Source organism: Streptomyces sp. NPDC030995 (assembly GCF_055571215.1).
This window is the reverse complement of the sequence record NZ_JBVIFS010000001.1, coordinates 509,006-524,773: the sequence shown is the minus strand read 5'-3', so window position 1 is coordinate 524,773 and position 15,768 is coordinate 509,006. Positions and strand designations below refer to the sequence as shown.

General features: G+C 72.5%; 17 protein-coding genes and 1 pseudogene. 5 read left to right on the top strand and 13 right to left on the bottom strand.

The window, feature by feature from the left end:
* Positions 1-131: 131 nt before the first annotated feature.
* Both ACZ45T_RS02650 and ACZ45T_RS02645 read right to left on the bottom strand, forming a co-directional pair.
* Positions 132-710 carry a DNA-3-methyladenine glycosylase I gene (locus tag ACZ45T_RS02650; protein WP_468436682.1) on the bottom strand — a complete coding sequence of 193 codons (579 nt, stop codon included), beginning with the start codon at positions 708-710 and terminating at the stop codon, positions 132-134.
* A complete protein-coding gene (locus ACZ45T_RS02645; protein ID WP_468436680.1) occupies positions 707-1,069 on the bottom strand; it encodes a DivIVA domain-containing protein in 363 nt (120 codons plus the stop codon). The genes ACZ45T_RS02650 and ACZ45T_RS02645 overlap by 4 nt, the downstream gene beginning before the upstream one ends.
* A gap of 76 nt (positions 1,070-1,145) precedes the next feature.
* Here ACZ45T_RS02645 and folP point away from each other — a divergent pair, with 76 nt between their 5' ends.
* Positions 1,146-2,006, top strand: coding sequence for a dihydropteroate synthase (gene folP, locus ACZ45T_RS02640; protein WP_468436678.1), 861 nt, complete (start codon positions 1,146-1,148; stop codon positions 2,004-2,006).
* A 109-nt stretch (positions 2,007-2,115) separates the two neighbouring features.
* Here folP and ACZ45T_RS02635 read toward each other — a convergent pair whose 3' ends face one another.
* Positions 2,116-2,874 carry an LOG family protein gene (locus ACZ45T_RS02635; protein ID WP_468436676.1) on the bottom strand — a complete coding sequence of 253 codons (759 nt, stop codon included), beginning with the start codon at positions 2,872-2,874 and terminating at the stop codon, positions 2,116-2,118.
* A 64-nt stretch (positions 2,875-2,938) separates the two neighbouring features.
* Positions 2,939-4,018 (bottom strand): succinyl-diaminopimelate desuccinylase, encoded by a 1,080-nt coding sequence (dapE, locus tag ACZ45T_RS02630; protein WP_468436674.1) that lies wholly within the window; start codon positions 4,016-4,018, stop codon positions 2,939-2,941.
* An 86-nt stretch (positions 4,019-4,104) separates the two neighbouring features.
* Here dapE and ACZ45T_RS02625 point away from each other — a divergent pair, with 86 nt between their 5' ends.
* Together ACZ45T_RS02625 and ACZ45T_RS02620 are read left to right on the top strand one after the other, a co-directional pair.
* Positions 4,105-5,052, top strand: a complete 948-nt coding sequence (locus ACZ45T_RS02625; protein WP_468436672.1) for a hypothetical protein — start codon at positions 4,105-4,107, stop codon at positions 5,050-5,052.
* Between the two features lie 226 nt (positions 5,053-5,278).
* A complete protein-coding gene (locus ACZ45T_RS02620) occupies positions 5,279-5,665 on the top strand; it encodes an ATP-binding protein (RefSeq protein ID WP_468436670.1) in 387 nt (128 codons plus the stop codon).
* A gap of 75 nt (positions 5,666-5,740) precedes the next feature.
* Here ACZ45T_RS02620 and dapC read toward each other — a convergent pair whose 3' ends face one another.
* On the bottom strand, positions 5,741-6,838 hold the full coding sequence (dapC, locus tag ACZ45T_RS02615) for a succinyldiaminopimelate transaminase (RefSeq protein WP_468436668.1): 1,098 nt from the start codon (positions 6,836-6,838) through the stop codon (positions 5,741-5,743).
* Between the two features lie 146 nt (positions 6,839-6,984).
* Positions 6,985-7,314 carry a ferredoxin gene (fdxA, locus tag ACZ45T_RS02610; protein WP_030713714.1) on the bottom strand — a complete coding sequence of 110 codons (330 nt, stop codon included), beginning with the start codon at positions 7,312-7,314 and terminating at the stop codon, positions 6,985-6,987.
* Between the two features lie 117 nt (positions 7,315-7,431).
* Between fdxA and ACZ45T_RS02605 the strand changes: the two genes are divergently transcribed.
* Together ACZ45T_RS02605 and ACZ45T_RS02600 are read left to right on the top strand one after the other, a co-directional pair.
* The gene (locus ACZ45T_RS02605; protein ID WP_468436665.1) at positions 7,432-8,418 is read left to right on the top strand and encodes a GNAT family N-acetyltransferase; all 987 of its coding nucleotides are present in this window, start codon (positions 7,432-7,434) and stop codon (positions 8,416-8,418) included.
* Positions 8,415-9,206, top strand: coding sequence for a transglutaminase-like domain-containing protein (locus ACZ45T_RS02600; protein WP_468436663.1), 792 nt, complete (start codon positions 8,415-8,417; stop codon positions 9,204-9,206). Before ACZ45T_RS02605 ends, ACZ45T_RS02600 begins: the two co-directional genes overlap by 4 nt.
* A gap of 62 nt (positions 9,207-9,268) precedes the next feature.
* Here the strand turns inward: ACZ45T_RS02600 and ACZ45T_RS02595 are convergent.
* The 7 genes and pseudogenes from ACZ45T_RS02595 to ACZ45T_RS02565 all read right to left on the bottom strand — a co-directional run.
* Positions 9,269-9,478: pseudogene (locus tag ACZ45T_RS02595) on the bottom strand (ATP-binding cassette domain-containing protein); the annotation flags it as partial.
* A 168-nt stretch (positions 9,479-9,646) separates the two neighbouring features.
* A complete protein-coding gene (locus ACZ45T_RS02590; RefSeq protein WP_468436661.1) occupies positions 9,647-11,503 on the bottom strand; it encodes a peptidoglycan binding domain-containing protein in 1,857 nt (618 codons plus the stop codon).
* A 358-nt stretch (positions 11,504-11,861) separates the two neighbouring features.
* On the bottom strand, positions 11,862-12,245 hold the full coding sequence (locus tag ACZ45T_RS02585) for a DUF6113 family protein (protein ID WP_468436659.1): 384 nt from the start codon (positions 12,243-12,245) through the stop codon (positions 11,862-11,864).
* The gene (gene mshB / locus ACZ45T_RS02580) at positions 12,242-13,138 is read right to left on the bottom strand and encodes an N-acetyl-1-D-myo-inositol-2-amino-2-deoxy-alpha-D-glucopyranoside deacetylase (protein WP_468436657.1); all 897 of its coding nucleotides are present in this window, start codon (positions 13,136-13,138) and stop codon (positions 12,242-12,244) included. Before mshB ends, ACZ45T_RS02585 begins: the two co-directional genes overlap by 4 nt.
* Positions 13,139-13,188: 50 nt before the next feature.
* Complete coding sequence (locus ACZ45T_RS02575; protein ID WP_468436655.1) at positions 13,189-13,383, bottom strand: hypothetical protein; 195 nt, start codon at positions 13,381-13,383, stop codon at positions 13,189-13,191.
* A 353-nt stretch (positions 13,384-13,736) separates the two neighbouring features.
* Positions 13,737-14,795, bottom strand: a complete 1,059-nt coding sequence (locus ACZ45T_RS02570; protein WP_468436653.1) for an ABC transporter ATP-binding protein — start codon at positions 14,793-14,795, stop codon at positions 13,737-13,739.
* Entirely contained in the window at positions 14,788-15,762 is a 975-nt protein-coding gene (locus ACZ45T_RS02565; protein WP_468436651.1) for an ABC transporter ATP-binding protein, read from the bottom strand. The genes ACZ45T_RS02570 and ACZ45T_RS02565 overlap by 8 nt, the downstream gene beginning before the upstream one ends.
* Positions 15,763-15,768 lie beyond the last annotated feature (6 nt).

Below are 15,768 nucleotides of genomic sequence, written 5' to 3'. Positions count from 1 at the left end.
CCGGAATCGGCGGGAGAACTAGGGGGACCACTGCCCCTCCGGCTACCTCGGCCCGGAGGGCCAGCAGCAGAGTGCCCTTTGTGGGTTGTCTTGCCGATCAGGCCGAGCCCGGCCCGATCGGCAAGACACCCCTAGGCCGGGTCGCGGGACGCGCAGGCGGCCAGGTGGTCGTTGACGAGCCCGCAGGCCTGCATGAGGGCGTAGGCCGTCGTGGGGCCGACGAAGCGGATGCCGGCCTTCTTCAGGGCCTTGGCGAGGGCTGTGGACTCCGGGGTGACCGCCGGGACCTCGGTGATCGTCAGCGGGGCCGGTCCGGGCTCCTCGGGGGCGTGGGACCAGATCAGGGTGTCCAGCTCGCCCGGCTGCCACCCGGCGAGGACCTTGGCGTTGGCCAGGGTCGCCTCGATCTTGGCCCGGTTGCGGATGATCCCCTCGTCGGCCAGCAGCCGCTGCGCGTCCCGCTCGTCGAACTGCGCGACCGCCGCGATCCCGAAGTCGCTGAAGGCCTTTCGGAACCCCGCGCGGCGCCGCAGGATCGTCAGCCAGGACAGCCCCGACTGGAAGGCCTCCAGGCACAGCCGCTCGTACAGCGCGTCGTCGCCGTGGACCGGGCGGCCCCACTCGGTGTCGTGGTAGTCGACGTAGTCCTGCGTGGACAGCGCCCAGGGGCAGCGCAGCCGCCCGTCCGGGCCGGCGACCGGCCCGCTCACCGCTCGCCGTCCTTGGTGAGGTCGATCTGCCCGGCCGCGTCGGACGGCCCGGTGGACGCTGCCGCCGCGGCCACCGCGGCCGTCAGCTGCCCGATCCGCGCGTCCCGCTCGGCCAGTTCCGCCGCGAGCCGCTCCAGTACGTCGTCCACCTCGGCCATGCGGTAGCCGCGCGGCGCGACCGGCAGCCGCAGCGCGTCGATGTCCGCCCGTACGACGGGCCGGGTCTCCGGCAGCACGTCCGCCACCCGGTCCGGCTCCGCTTCCGGCAGGACGGCCTCCGAGCCGCCGCCGATCACCGCAAGGGTGACCGCTGCCACGACCACGACCAGCGCGATCATCAAGAAGAAGAACACGATCAACTCCCCTGAGAGACTCCGGCCACCAGGTTAAGGTCGCAAGCGAGGCGCAAGGGCCGCCGAAGGAGGAAAGAGCAGGATGCTGCGACTGGGCAGGCGCGAGTTCGACACCCACGAGCCGGTGATCATGGCCATCGTGAACCGGACGCCGGACTCCTTCTACGACCAGGGCGCGACGTTCCGCGACGAGCCGGCACTGGACCGGGTCGAGCAGGCGGTGGCCGAGGGCGCCGCGATCATCGACATCGGCGGGGTCAAGGCGGGCCCGGGCGAGCACGTGGACGCGGCCGAGGAGGCACGGCGTACGGTCGGCTTCGTGGCCGAGGTCCGGCGCCGCCACCCGGACGTGGTGATCAGCGTGGACACGTGGCGCCACGAGGTCGGCGAGGCCGTGTGCGAGGTCGGGGCGGACCTGCTGAACGACGCGTGGGGCGGGGTGGACCCCAAACTGGCGGAGGTCGCGGCGCGCTACGGCGTCGGCCTGGTCTGCACCCACGCGGGCGGTGTGGAGCCGCGGACCCGGCCGCACCGGACCGAGTACGAGGACGTGATGGCCGACATCCTGGAGGTCACGGTCGGTCTCGCCGAACGGGCCGCCGCCCTCGGTGTCCGCCGGGACGCGATCATGATCGACCCGGGCCACGACTTCGGGAAGAACACCCGCCACTCGCTGGAGGCCACGCGCCGGCTGGACGAGATGACGGCGACGGGCTGGCCGGTCCTGGTCTCCCTGTCCAACAAGGACTTCGTCGGCGAGACCCTGGACAAGCCGGTCAAGGAGCGCCTGCTGGGCACCTTGGCCACAACCGCCGTCTCGGCCTGGCTGGGCGCCCAGGTCTACCGCGTCCACGAGGTCGCCGAGACCCGGCAGATCCTCGACATGGTGCGCTCCATCCAGGGCCTGCGGCCCCCGGCCGTAGCCCGCCGCGGCCTGGCCTGAGTCACCGCCTGCCCAGCGGGTCGGGGCGGGGGCCGCTGCGCGGAGCCGCTCCCCGCCCCACCCTTTCACCGTTTCTCCCCCAGCTACCGCTGGGAGGTGCCCCCAGGGGCTACTTCCCGACTTCCTTCGTCACCAGCGCGATCGCCTCGTCCACGTCGTCCGTGACGTGGAACAGGTAGAGGTCCTTCTCCGAGGCCTTGCCCTGGGCGATCACCGTGTTGCGCAGCCAGTCCACGAGCCCGCTCCAGTACTCCGTGCCGAACAGCACGATCGGGAAGCGGGTGATCTTCTGGGTCTGGACCAGGGTCAGCGCCTCGAACAGCTCGTCCAGCGTGCCCAGGCCGCCCGGCAGGACGACGAAGCCCTGGCTGTACTTCACGAACATCGTCTTGCGGACGAAGAAGTACCGGAAGTTCAGCCCGAGATCGACGTGCTGGTTGAGCCCCTGCTCGAAGGGGAGCTCGATGCCGAGGCCGACCGAGATGCCGTTGGCCTCGCGGGCGCCCTTGTTGGCCGCCTCCATCGCGCCCGGACCGCCGCCGGTGATCACCGCGAAGCCGGCGTCCACCAGCGCGCCGCCGATCCGTACGCCCGCCTCGTACTCGGGCGTGCCCGGCGCGGTGCGGGCGGAGCCGAACACGCTGATCGCGGGCGGCAGCTCGGCGAGCGTGCCGAAGCCCTCGATGAACTCCGACTGGATGCGCAGCACCCGCCAGGGATCGGTGTGCACCCACTCGGAGGGCCCGGCCGAATCCAGCAGCCGCTGGTCCGTCGTACTGCCCGCCTGCACCTGGCCCCGCCTCCTCAGCACCGGCCCGAGCTGCTGCTCCTCGGGCCGACGGCGAGCGTTGCCTTCGGGGTTGCCCATGATGTGCTCCCTCCTGCTGATCGTTGGATCAGGGTAGGCGCACAAAGGTGACGGGAAGCGGAATTCAGGCCGTCAGCCAGGCGCGAAGTCGTTCCTCGCAGTGCAGGATCGCCTTCGTCTCGACCCGCTCGTCGACCTTGTGCGCCAGCAGGGCGTCGCCCGGGCCGTAGTTGACCGCCGGGACGCCGAGCGCGCTGAAGCGCGAGACGTCCGTCCAGCCGAACTTCGGCATGGCGTGGCCGCCGACGGCCTCCATGAAGGCCGCGGCCGCCGGGTGGGAGAGGCCGGGGAGCGCGCCGGGAGAGGAGTCGTCGACCACGAACTCGGCGATGTCGCAGTCCGCGAACACCTCCCGTACGTGGGCCAGCGCGTCGGCCTCGCTGCGGTCCGGGGCGTAGCGGAAGTTGACCGTCACCGTGCACGCGTCCGGGATGACGTTGTTGGCGACGCCGCCCTCGATGCGGACCGCGTTGAGGCCCTCGCGGTACTCCAGGCCGTCGATGACCGGCCTGCGCGGCTCGTACGCCGCGAGCGTGGCCAGGATCGGGCTCGCCGAGTGGATGGCGTTGGAGCCCATCCAGCTGCGGGCGGAGTGCGCGCGCTCACCGACGGTGCGCAGCAGCACGCGCAGGGTGCCCTGGCAGCCGCCCTCGACCTCGGCGTTGGAGGGCTCGAGCAGCACCGCGAAGTCGCCCGTCAGCCAGTCCGGGTGGGCTTCGGCGACCTTGCCGAGGCCGTTGAGGTCGGCGGCGACCTCCTCCTGGTCGTAGAAGACGAAGGTGAGGTCCCGGTTCGGCTCGGGCACGGTCGCGGCGATGCGCAGCTGCACGGCGACGCCCGACTTCATGTCGGTGGTGCCGCATCCCCACAGGACGTCGTTCTCGTCGAGGCGGGACGGCACGTTGTCGGCGATGGGCACGGTGTCGAGGTGCCCGGCCAGTACGACGCGCTCGGCGCGGCCGAGGTCGGTACGGGCGACGACGTTGTTGCCGAAGCGGTCCACGGTGAGGTGGGGCAGGCCGCGCAACGCGTGTTCCACGAGGTCGGCGAGTACCTTCTCGTCGCCGCTCACGGACGGAATGTCGACGAGCCGGGCGGTCAGCTCGGCGGCGTCCAGGGTGAGGTCCAGCTCGGATTCGGACATGGACCCGACCCTAACGCCCCGCACTGCGGCGAGGCCTCGTACGTCCGGCCGGTGGACGCGTCATATGCCTCAAGTACGGTGGGCCAGTGTCCGAGACCCGTGATCCCCGCCCTCGTCGCCGCAGGCTGCTCCGTACGGCCATGGGGCTGCTCGTCCTCATGGCAGTGATCGGCTACTTCGCCGTGCAGCGCGCCTCGAACGGCGGTGGTGGCGCCCCGTTCTGTCTGGCGAGCGCGGACGCGGCGGGCCGGGACGGGACGTCCGAGACGTACGAGATGTCCCCGGAGCAGGCGGCGAACGCGGCGACGATAGCCGCCGTCGGCGTCGCCAAGGGCCTGCCGGACCGCGCCGTGACCATCGCGCTGGCGACCGCCATGCAGGAGTCCGCGCTGCGCAACCTCGACCACGGCGACCGGGACTCGCTGGGCCTCTTCCAGCAGCGGCCCTCGCAGGGCTGGGGCACCCCGGAGCAGATCACGGACCCGGTCTACTCGACCGGGATCTTCTACGACCACCTCGTGGACGTGCCCGGCTACTCACGGCTGCCGCTGACGGTGGCCGCGCAGAAGGTGCAGCGCAGCGGTTTCCCGCAGGCGTACGCGAAGCACGAGCCGGACGCGACCATACTGACCGCGGCCTTCGCCGGCGGCGGCTCGGTGAACTGCGGCGGTCCCGCGCCCAAGGGCCCCGGCGATGCGGAGAAGGTCCGGGCCGGCCTGGAGCGGATCTTCGGCAAGGACGCCCTGCACACCCTGCCCGCGAAGCCGGCCGAGGCCGGCCGGGAGGCCGAGGTCACCCTGGTGGAGAAGCGGGACGGCGGCGAGGCGGCCTCGCGCCGCAGCCGGGCGATGGCCCACTGGGCGGTGGCCAATTCGAAGGAGCTGGGCATCTCCCGGGTGTCGTACGGCTCGCGGGGCTGGGTCGCCGGCAAGGACGGGGGCCGCTGGCAGAACAGCGGCGCGGGCACGAAGGGCAGCGCCGTGGACTCCCACCACGCCGCACCGGGCGAGATACGGATCTTCCTGGCCCGCTAGAGGGTCGGACCCGTGTACGAGGTGTCACTCGCGCGGGGGTGACCGGTTCGCGGGGCCGCGGGCGCCCTGGATGGACGGAACCGCAGGTGGGCGCCCGTCCAATGCGCTTTTCGCGGAAGCCGATTAAACGATGCGTTACCGATCCTTTACCCACCGGGTCCGCAACTCCACCCGCCCCAAGAGCGGTTAGTCACGGCGTACTCAGCCGCTACCGCTTAGGAGCAACATGTCCCTCCCCCTGACCCGCCGGATCGCCCGTGCCGCGCTGCTCGTCGCAGCCGGGGCAGCGCCCGTGGTCGGTGCGGCCGGCGCGGCCAGTGCCGCCGGTCTGGAGTCCGTGCCGCAGCTGGGCGCCCTGACCGCCCCGGACACCGCCGACGCCTCGGCCACGGCCACCGACGCCGTGGACACCGCGGGCGCCGCCGCCCAGACCCTGCCGGCCCCGGCCGCCGACGTGGCGGGCAAGGCGGGCGGCCTGCTCGGCGGCCTGCCCGCCGGGCTGCCCGCCGCGCAGGAGCTGCCGGTGAGCTCGCTGCCCCTGGCCGACGGACTGCCCGGTGGCCTGCCGGGCGGCCTGCCGGGCGGCCTGCCGGGTGGCCTGCCGCTCGGCTGATCACCGTAGGACCGCAGGAACCCCGAAGGGGCCGGGAGCGCGAACTCCCGGCCCCTTCGGGCATGTACGGCAGGCTCAGCCCGCGAGGCGCTTGACCGCCGCCTCGACGCGCTCGTCGGTGGCGGTGAAGGCGACGCGCACGAACCGCGCGCCCGCCTCGCCGTAGAAGTCGCCCGGTGCGACCAGGATGCCCAGGCCCGCGAGGTGGGCGACCGTCTCCCAGCAGGGCTCGTCGCGGGTCACCCACAGGTAGAGGCTCGCCTCGCTGTGCTCGACCCGGAAGCCGTGCGCCTCCAGGGCCGTGCGCAGCGCCGCGCGGCGGGCCGCGTAGCGCACGCGCTGCTCCTCGACGTGCGCGTCGTCGCCCAGCGCGGCCACCGTGGCGGCCTGCACCGGGGCCGGGGTCATCATGCCGCCGTGCTTGCGGATCTCCAGCAGCTCGCCGAGGACGTCGGCGTCACCGGCGATGAAGGCCGCCCGGTAGCCGGCCAGGTTGGACCGCTTGGACAGGGAGTGGACGGCGACGATGCCCTCGTACGAGCCGCCGCACACGTCGTCGTGGAGGACGGAGACGGGCTCGGCCTCCCAGCCCAGTTCCAGGTAGCACTCGTCGCTGAAGAGCAGGATCCCGTGCTCGCGCGCCCAGGCCACGATCCGGACGAGCTCCTCCTTGGCGAGGACCTGCCCGGTGGGGTTGGACGGGGAGTTGAGCCAGAGCAGCTTCACGCCGGCCGGGTCGAGCTCCATCGGGTCGTCGTAGACGACGGCCTCCGCGCCGCACAGCCGCGCGCCGACCTCGTACGTCGGGTAGGCGAGCCGGGGGTAGGCGACCTTGTCGCCGGCGCCGAGTCCCAGCTGGGTCGGCAGCCAGGCCACCAGCTCCTTGGAGCCGACGACGGGCAGGACGTTGCGGTGTCCGGCGGCGCTCGCGCCGAGGCGGCCGCGCACCCAGCCCGTGATCGCGTCGCGCAGGGCGGCCGTGCCCCACACCGTGGGGTATCCCGGGGAGTCGGCGGCCTCGACGAGGGCGCGCTGGATCAGCTGCGGGACCGGGTCCACGGGGGTGCCGACCGACAGGTCGACGATGCCGTCAGCGTGGGCCGCCGCCGTGGCCTTGTACGGCTCCAGCTTGTCCCAAGGGAAGGCGGGAAGACGGTCGGAAACTGCGGCCACGGTGGTCTCTGCTCTCTCTGAGTGCTGGTTGCGCGTGCGAGGTACGGGGTACTGGGTACGAGGTACTCGGTATCGGGTCGGAAAACACCTCGGTCCCGTGCGGCGGGCAGGCCGTACGGGACCGAGGGGCGCTACTGCCTGAAAGGTCAGTGCTCGCCGTTGATGCCGGCGGGCAGCGCAGCGATGAAGGGGTGATCGCGCTCGATCAGGCCCAGCTTGGAGGCACCACCGGGCGAACCGAGCTCGTCGAAGAATTCGACGTTCGCCTTGTAGTAGTCCTTCCATTCTTCCGGAGTGTCGTCCTCGTAGAAGATGGCCTCGACCGGGCAGACCGGCTCACACGCACCACAGTCGACGCACTCGTCCGGGTGGATGTACAAGGACCGCTGGCCCTCGTAGATGCAGTCGACTGGGCACTCTTCGATGCATGCCTTGTCCTTGACGTCGACACAAGGCTCCGCGATGACGTAGGTCACGCTCTCGTTCCTCCTCGGTAGGGCTTTCCATATCGCGCGGGAGCGCGGCGTCGTCGATGCCCGCACCTAGTATCTCCGTTCCCGGGCACGATCCGAACAGGAGGGGCGGACAGAGCTGTGGAATTCACTGCCGGTGGACGGCTGGAGGTCCGAATTACCCCATCTGACGTGGGTAAACGAGTCTCTGTACGACGGGTGGGGGCCGGAGTGAGCGGATCACCCGAGTTCACGGACACGGTCGGGGTGCTCACATCCTGGACCGAGGGTGTGCTGCTGATCACAAAGAAGAACGGGGAGTCCGTCCGCATCGCGGAACCTTCGCTGGTCGCGGGCAAGATCGTGCCTCCGGCGCCGGCGCGGCGGCGGGGTCCGGCGGCCTCCTTCGAGGAGCTCTCACGGGTCGCGGCGCGGTCCTGGCAGCCGCTGGAGAGCGAGCCGCTGGGCGAGTGGACCCTGCGGGCGGCCTCCGGGTTCACCCGGCGGGCCAATTCGGTGCTGCCGCTCGGCGATCCGGGGATACCTCTGGACGATGCACTCGCGCGGGTGACCGCCTGGTACGCGGAGCGCGGACTTCCGGCGTACGTGCAGGCCGCGACGGGGGCCGCCGGCACGCAGGAACTGCTCTGCGCCGAGCTGGAGCGGCGCGGCTGGGCCGCCGAGGTGTCGGCGGAGGTGTGGATCGGGGCGCTGGCGCCGGTGGCCGACGTGGACGCGCCCGCCGCCGAGGAGGTACGTCTGACCCGGGTCCCGGACGAGGAGTGGCTCCGGCGCTACGGCAAGGTCACCGACCCGGACCTGGCCCGGCGGATGCTGGTCGAGGGGCCGTCGGTGTGGTTCGCGGCGCTGCCCGGGGGCCGGGCCATCGGGCGGTGCGTGGTGGACGGGCGGTGGGCCGGCTTCGCGGCGGTGACGGTCGATCCCGCGCACCGGCGGGAGGGCCTGGCGACGGCGGTGATGGCCGCAATGGCCCGGTGGGCCCTGGAGGAGGGCGCCTCCGCGGCGTGGCTCCAGGTCGAGACGGACAACACGGGGGCGCGGGGGCTGTACGACGCGCTGGGCTTCGCGACGCACCACACGTACCACCACTACCGGGCGGCGGCGTGACGTCCCACTGGCGTGAGCAGTTCGCGGCCGAAGCCCGGTCGGAGCGGCCGGACCTGGCGCTGCTGTGCCTGATGCTGGCGGCGGAGGCCGACCCGGAACTGGACGAACGCGCCATGGACTGGGCGCAGATCGAGCTGGACCGGCTGGCCGGGATGCTGCCGTACGGGCTGCGGGGCTCGCGGGCGTGGGCATCGGCGGTGACGGAACTGCTGGGCGGGCGCCTCGGCTTCCACGGCACCCCGGCGGACTACGACCGGCTGTCGTCCTCGCTGCTGCACGAGGTGCTGCGGCGCCGGCGCGGGCTGCCGATCCTGTTGTCCGTCGTCTGGCTGGAGGTCGCCCGGCGGGCGGGGGCTCCGGTGTACGGGCTCGGGCTGCCGGGGCACTTCGTGGTGGGCTTCGGGGACCCGGAGGAGGGCGTGGTGGTGGACCCGTTCGCGGGCGGCGCGTCCCTGGGCGCGGGGCCGGCGGAGCTGGCGTCCGGCCCGCGGACACCGGCCCGGACGCTGGACATCGTGCTGCGGATCCTGACCAACATCCGGGCCTGGGCCTCGATCCGCCCGGAACAGTCCGGGGTCGCCCTGTGGGCGCTGGACCTGTCCCTGCTGCTGCCCTCGCATCCGGCGGCGCTGCGGTACGAGCGGGCGCGGCTGTTGGTGGAACGGGGCGCGTTCCGGGAGGGCGCGGCCGAGCTGGAGGCGTACGCGGTGGTGGCGTCCGCGATCGACGCCGACGCGGCGGCCCGCATCCGAGCCGAAGCCTCCGCCGCGCGGGCCCTGCTGAACTGACCGGGGCTCCGCCCCGAACCCCGCGCCTCAAACGCCGGCGGGGCTGGAGGGTGAGGCGCGGGGTCGGCGGGGCGCAGGCCGAGCAGGAGGTCGAGGGTGGAGGACTTTCCGGCGCCGTTGGGGCCGAGGAGCGCGACGGTCTCGCCCGGGTGGAGTGCGAGGGAGAGGCCGTCGACCGCCCGGACCGTGCCGTAGCTCTCGGTCACGTTCTCGAAGCTGACCACGGTGTCGGTGGCGGGCTTCGCGGTGCGTGTCACGGTCGTCGTCGTCATGGACAGCGATTCGCCCGTACGGGGTCCCGCGCGGCAGTGTCGCGCGTCGTGAGTGCCGGATGACAGATGTCATGCGGCGGACGTGACAGTGCCCCCGCCCGCCCCCTGGAACTGAAGGGGTCGGGCGGGGGCACTGGTCTGCCGTGAGGCGACGGGCTCGACGGGCGGCTAGCCGGCGTTGGTGTCGACGACCACGGTCCGCTCGGCCGTGGTCTTGCCGCGCAGGGCCTTGGTGAGGGCGCCGGCGATGTCCTGCGGGGTGACGGCCGTCTTGGCGCCGGTACCGCGGGTGATCATGATTCCGTCGAAGGTGTTCCCGTAGACCGCCTTCAGCGCCTCCAGGTCGAACTTCTCGGTGAGGTGCCCGTCCACGGCCTGCATGCTGAGGAACTTGGGCAGGGACTTGCTGCCGAAGGGGACGGCCTTGGTGCCCACCTTGACCGTGGCGACGGCGGACATCGCGGGCTCCGCGAACTCCTTCATGGCCCGGTCGAGTTCGGCCTGGTCGACGGTCGGCGCCTTGGTGGCGACCGGCAGGTCGGCCACGGCCGCCTGGCCGGTGGCGACCTGGTCGCGGAAGGCCTGGACGACCTTCTCGGCGGAGGCGTCCACGTCGAGGGTGGTGCCCGGCGTGCCGGGTACGGCGACGGGCTTGCCGGTGTCGAACTTGATCGTGCCCTCGGTGACCGAGCCGGACGTGCCCGCGAGCTCCTGGAGCGCGACCTGGAGCTTCTCCTCGTCGACCGGGATCACGGGGTCGGCGGCCCGCTCGTTGCCGAGGAGCGAGCCGATGACCGTGACGGGGTTGTAGTCGCTGCCGGCCGCGTTGCGGACGGTGGTCTGGCTGTCCAGGGTCAGGCCGGCCTTCTCGGGCTTCAGCTCGACCTGCTTGCCGCCGACGCTGAGCTGGATCGGGGCGGCAGCGCGGGTGCCGAAGGCCGTCTGGAGCTTGGAGACGGCCTCGTCGCGGCTGCCGCTGATGTCGACGCCGAGGACGGTGGTGCCCTTGGGGACGTCGGAGTGGTTCAGGAGCAGCCCGGCGCCGTAGGCCACGCCGATGAGGGCCACGATGCCGCCGCCGAGGAGGACCAGCTTGGAGCGGCCCTTCTTGGCGGGCTTGGCGGGCTTGGCGGCCTTGGCCGGCTTCGCGGGCTTGGCGGCGGCCTTCTGCTGCGCGGCGGGCGTGGGGCGGGGGCCGGCCGGGGCGGGCGGCGGCACCGGGGCGTCCAGCTCGGGGCCGGGCCAGCGCGGCGCCTCCTCGGCGAGGGACCCGCCGCCGGGGCCGCCGACCGGGCCGGTTCCGAAGCCGGTGGGCCCGGCGGGGCCGCCGTCGGCCTGGCTGCCGTAGACCGGGAAGGCCTCGGTGCTGGGGCCGCCGTCGCCGCGGCCGCTCCCGTACGCCGGGAAGCCCTGGGTCGAGCCGACTCCGGGGCCGCCGGGCAGCGGGCCCGCGGGGGCCGGGGCGGGCGCGGCGGCCTGGGCGTAGCCCTGGCCGTAGTCCTCCCCGGGCGGCGGCGGGGTGCGCGGCAGCGCGTAGGCCGCGTCCGGCGGCAGCGGGGCCTGGACGCGCGGCGGCGTCGGGCCGGGCGCCGGGGCTGGTACGGGCCGCTGCGCGAGCGGCGGGAGCGGCGCCGGGGCGGGGGCCGGAGCCGGGGCGGGCGCGGGCGCCGGGGCGGCGGCGGCCGGCTTGCGCGGGGCGAACCAGTTGCTGGCGGCCGCCTCCTCGGCTTCGGCCGGACCCTGGGCGCGGGTCTGCTCCGGCGCTGCCTCGATCCGGGTCGGCTGGGGCTTCGGGCGCGACGGCAGCGGCGGCTCGGAGGTCCGCTCGGGCGTCGGCTCGGGCCCCTGCTGCGGTCCGGCGTCCGCCGGGCCGGAGCCGGACGAGCCGGAGTTGGTGCCCATCGACTTGCGCACGACCACCGGCGGGATCGGCCGCGAACCCGGGATGTTGATCCGGATCCGGGTCGTCAGGGTGGTCTCGGTCTTGGGCCCGTCCGATTCGGGCGTGGACGGCTTCGAGGTCACAGGGTTCTCCTCCGGAGCGGTCGTCGCGCCAGGTCCAGGCGGCACAGTCGTGGCCGGGGACTGGCCGGTTCCATACGGTGGCGTCCCCGAGGGGTAAGCGGCTCCACCGTGCCCCTTGGGCCCGGAGGACGAACTGTCGGTTTCACGACTCAAGGCAGGTTCTCCCGGTTGGCTCCGCCGCCCGTCATACCGTGCGCGGGCAGCTCGGCGGCCCGTCCACCATACTGGCCGCCGCCCGCACGCAACTGACTGACGGGAATCAGGGGTTCCTCATAGCCCCCGCCAAACCCCCCTGAAGCGCCCCCCGAGCCCCCTCGCAGGCCGCCGGACCGAGCTCCCTACGAGGTCCGACACCACGTCACTTGGTGGGCCGCGCGGCCGAAACCGGCCGATCCAGCGGACCGCGCATCGTGGCGCAGATCACAGCGAGAACCGTTCCACCCAAAAGGTAGACGTACATGCCGATTCCGGACGAACTGAGGAGGAAGTCGCCCTCGGGCCGCGGGACGCTGAGCATCACGTAGGACAGGAACCACCCGGCAGCCGCCCCGCCCACCCCGAGGCCGGTCCCGAGGGCGATCCGGCCTCCGAGGAACAGCCCGAAGAGGGCCAGCAGCGCGAGCAGCAGACCGCCGGGGAACCACAGGTCCACCACCAGCCAGCCGGCCGCTCCGGTCAGCGCGCCCACGATCAGCAGGCCCAGGCAGGCGGCGATCCGGCCCGCCGTCAGTGCGCCGGTCACGCCCGCACCCCCGCGAAGAGGTCGTGTTCGCGCGTCCCCGCCGGGGCGCCGGGCCGGCCCGCGACCAGTTCGTAGTACTCGCGGGCGAACAGCGGCTGCGCCAGGTCGTTGGAGAGGGCGAAGAAGGGCCCGTCCACGGCGATCTGGGTGGCGTGGGCGCGCATGGCGGCCGCCTTCGCCGCCACGAAGGCCTCATCGGCGTCGATCTCGGCGGTGATCCGCTCGTCGTCGACCACCCCCGGCACGTCCTTCGGCGAGGCCAGCCCCGGGAAGGGGACCGTGCCCCCGGCGGCGCGCAGCCGGCCGAAGCCCTCCTCGACCACCGAGAGCGGGACGCGGTTCCAGTAGATCTTCCCGATCTCGTGGGGCTCGCCGAGGTCGCGCCGGTACGCGGTCTCGGCGGCCAGTTCGGCGCCGCGCATGGCGACCCGGTGGGCCTGGATGTGGTCGGGGTGCCCGTACCCGCCGTCGGGGTCGTAGGTGACGAGCACCTGCGGGCGCAGCTCCCGGATCACCTCCACGAGGTACGCGGCGGCCTCGTCCACATCGGCGGACCAGAAGGCCTCCGGGCGGTGGTTCTGCGGGGCGCCCATCATCCCGGAGTCCCGGAAGCGGCCGGGGCCGCCGAGGAACCGGTGGTCGTGGACGCCCAGTTCGGCCATGGCGGCCGCGAGCTCGCCGACGCGGTGGGCGCCGAGCGCGTCCTCGCGATCGGCGGCCAGGTGGGCGAGCCCGGGCGGGATGACCTCGCCCTCCTCGCCCAGGGTGCAGGTCACCAACGCGACGTGGACGCCCTCGGCCGCGTACTTGGCCATGGTGGCGCCGTTGTTGATCGACTCGTCGTCGGGGTGCGCGTGCACGAGGAGCAGACGACGGGCGGGAAGACCGTTCATGGGCCCTAGCGTAGGGGGTGCTCCGCCGGCCGGGCCGGACTCCGGGCCCCCTAGAACTTGAGGCCGCTGATCATGGTCGCCACGTTGTTGGTGAGCTGACTGAGGGTCGGCGCCACGGTGGAGCTCGCCAGGTAGAAGCCGAGGAGCACACAGACCACCGCATGCCCCGCCTTCAGGCCCGACCTGCGGACCAGCAGGAAGACGATGACGCCCAGCAGCACCACGGCGGAGATCGAGAGTGCCACGGCGTTTCACCTCCATGTCGAGCGGACACATCAGTACGCGTATTCGTGCTCGGCAGAGTCATACCCACCGTGCGCTACGGATCATAACTTTCCGTACCAGCGCATCGGTCGAAATCCAGCAGCACGAGGGGCGCATGGCGCGCACGAGTGGGGTCACGGGGAGGCCGGCCGGAGGGGCTGTACGCCTCCCCGGCCGGCTGTCGGCACCCGCACGGCCGCACGACACCCAGGCTGCATGCCCCAGATCTCGGGGCAGAAACGGTCAAGTTGCCCCCGTGTAAACCGCGTTGGCGGGCCAGCTGCCGGTTCCGTACCGGACATATGCGGGGTGGCCGGAAATGATCGGCCGTCCGCTAATCCTTCGTGAGGGGAGTCGACGGCGGCGGGGGCTGCGACGGCGGGACCACCTGCTTCTCCGCCGCGAAATGACAGGCCGACGGGTGCGCCGCCGGACCCGTCGGGAAGACCGCCGGGACCGCGAGCAGCGGCACCTCGGTCGTGCAGCGCGGCTGCGCCTTCCAGCAGCGGGTGCGGAAGGGGCAGCCCGACGGCGGGTTGGCCGGGGACGGCACGTCGCCGGTGAGGATGATCCGCTCGCGGTGGGCTCGGGCTTCCGGGTCGGGGACCGGGACGGCCGACAGCAGGGCCTGGGTGTAGGGGTGGGTCGGGTGGTCGTAGATCTGGGTGTCGGTGCCGATCTCGACGATCCGGCCGAGGTACATGACGCCGACCCGGTCGGAGATGTGCCGGACGATCGAGAGGTCGTGCGCGATGAAGACGTAGGACAGGTTGAAGTCGCCCTGGAGGCGCTCCAGGAGGTTGATCACCTGCGCCTGGACGGAGACGTCCAGCGCGGAGACCGGCTCGTCGGCGACGATGATCTCGGGCTGGAGGGCCAGGCCCCGGGCGATGCCGATGCGCTGGCGCTGGCCGCCGGAGAACTGGTGCGGGTAGCGGTTGATGTATTCGGGGTTCAGGCCCACCACGTCGAGCAGTTCCTGGACCTTGCGCCGCCGGTCGCCCTTCGGGGCGACCTCGGGGTGGATCTCGTACGGCTCGCCGATGATGTCGCCGACCGTCATCCGCGGGTTCAGAGAGGTGTACGGATCCTGGAACACCATCTGGATGTTGCGGCGCACCGCCTTCAGGGCGCGCCCCGACAGCTTGGTGATGTCCTCGCCCTTGTACGAGATCGAACCCGCCGTCGGGCGTTCCAGGTTGACCAGCATCTTGGCCACGGTCGACTTCCCGCAGCCGGACTCTCCGACGATGCCCAGGGTCTCGCCGGCGCGCAGGTCGAAGGAGACCCCGTCGACGGCCTTGACCGCGCCGACCTGCTTCTTGAACAGGATGCCCCGGGTCATCGGGTAGTGCTTGACCAGGTCCTTCACTTCCAGAAGGGACTCAGCCATGGAGGCACTCCTTCCAGAAGAAGCAGGCGCTGGTGCGCTCCTCGGCGACCTGCGCGAGCGGGGGGACCTCGGCCCGGCAGACGGCCTGCGCCATCGGGCAGCGCGGGTTGAAGGCGCAGCCGGGCGGGATGGCCAGCAGGTTCGGCGGCAGGCCCTTGATGGCGTACAGCTCCTGGCCCTTCTGGTCCAGGCGCGGGATGGAATCCAGCAGGCCGCGCGTGTACGGGTGCGCGGGCGCCTTGTAGATCTCGTGGACGGGGGCCGCCTCGACGATCCGGCCGGCGTACATGACGGCGATCTTGTCGGCGACGTCCGCGACCACGCCCAGGTCGTGGGTGATCAGGATGAGGCCCATGTTCAGCTCGCGCTGGAGCTCGGCCAGCAGGTCCATCACCTGGGCCTGGACGGTGACGTCCAGTGCGGTGGTCGGCTCGTCCGCGATGATCAGCGAGGGCTCCAGGGCCAGCGCCATGGCGATCATGATGCGCTGGCGCATGCCGCCCGAGAACTGGTGCGGGTAGTCCCCCACCCGCTGCTTCGCCGCCGGGATCTTCACCCGGTCCATCAGCTCGACCGCCTTGGCCTTGGCGTCCTTGCGGGACATCCCGCGGTGGACCTCGTACATCTCGCCGAGCTGCGCGCCCACGCTCAGCACCGGGTTCAGGGAGGAGAGCGCGTCCTGGAAGATCATCGCCATGTCGGCGCCGCGGATCTTCCGCCGCTCCTCCTCCTTCATCTTCAGCAGGTCCCGGCCCTTGAAGAGGACCTCGCCGCCCGTGATCCGGCCGGGCGGCACGTCCAGGATTCCCATCACCGCCTGGGCGGTGACCGACTTGCCGGAACCGGACTCGCCGAGCACGGCGAGCGTCTCGCCCTCGTCCACCGAGTAGTCGACGCCGTTGACCGCCTTCGCGACACCGTCGCGCGTCTTGAATTCCACGTGCAGGTCGCGGACTTCGAGCAGCATGTGCGG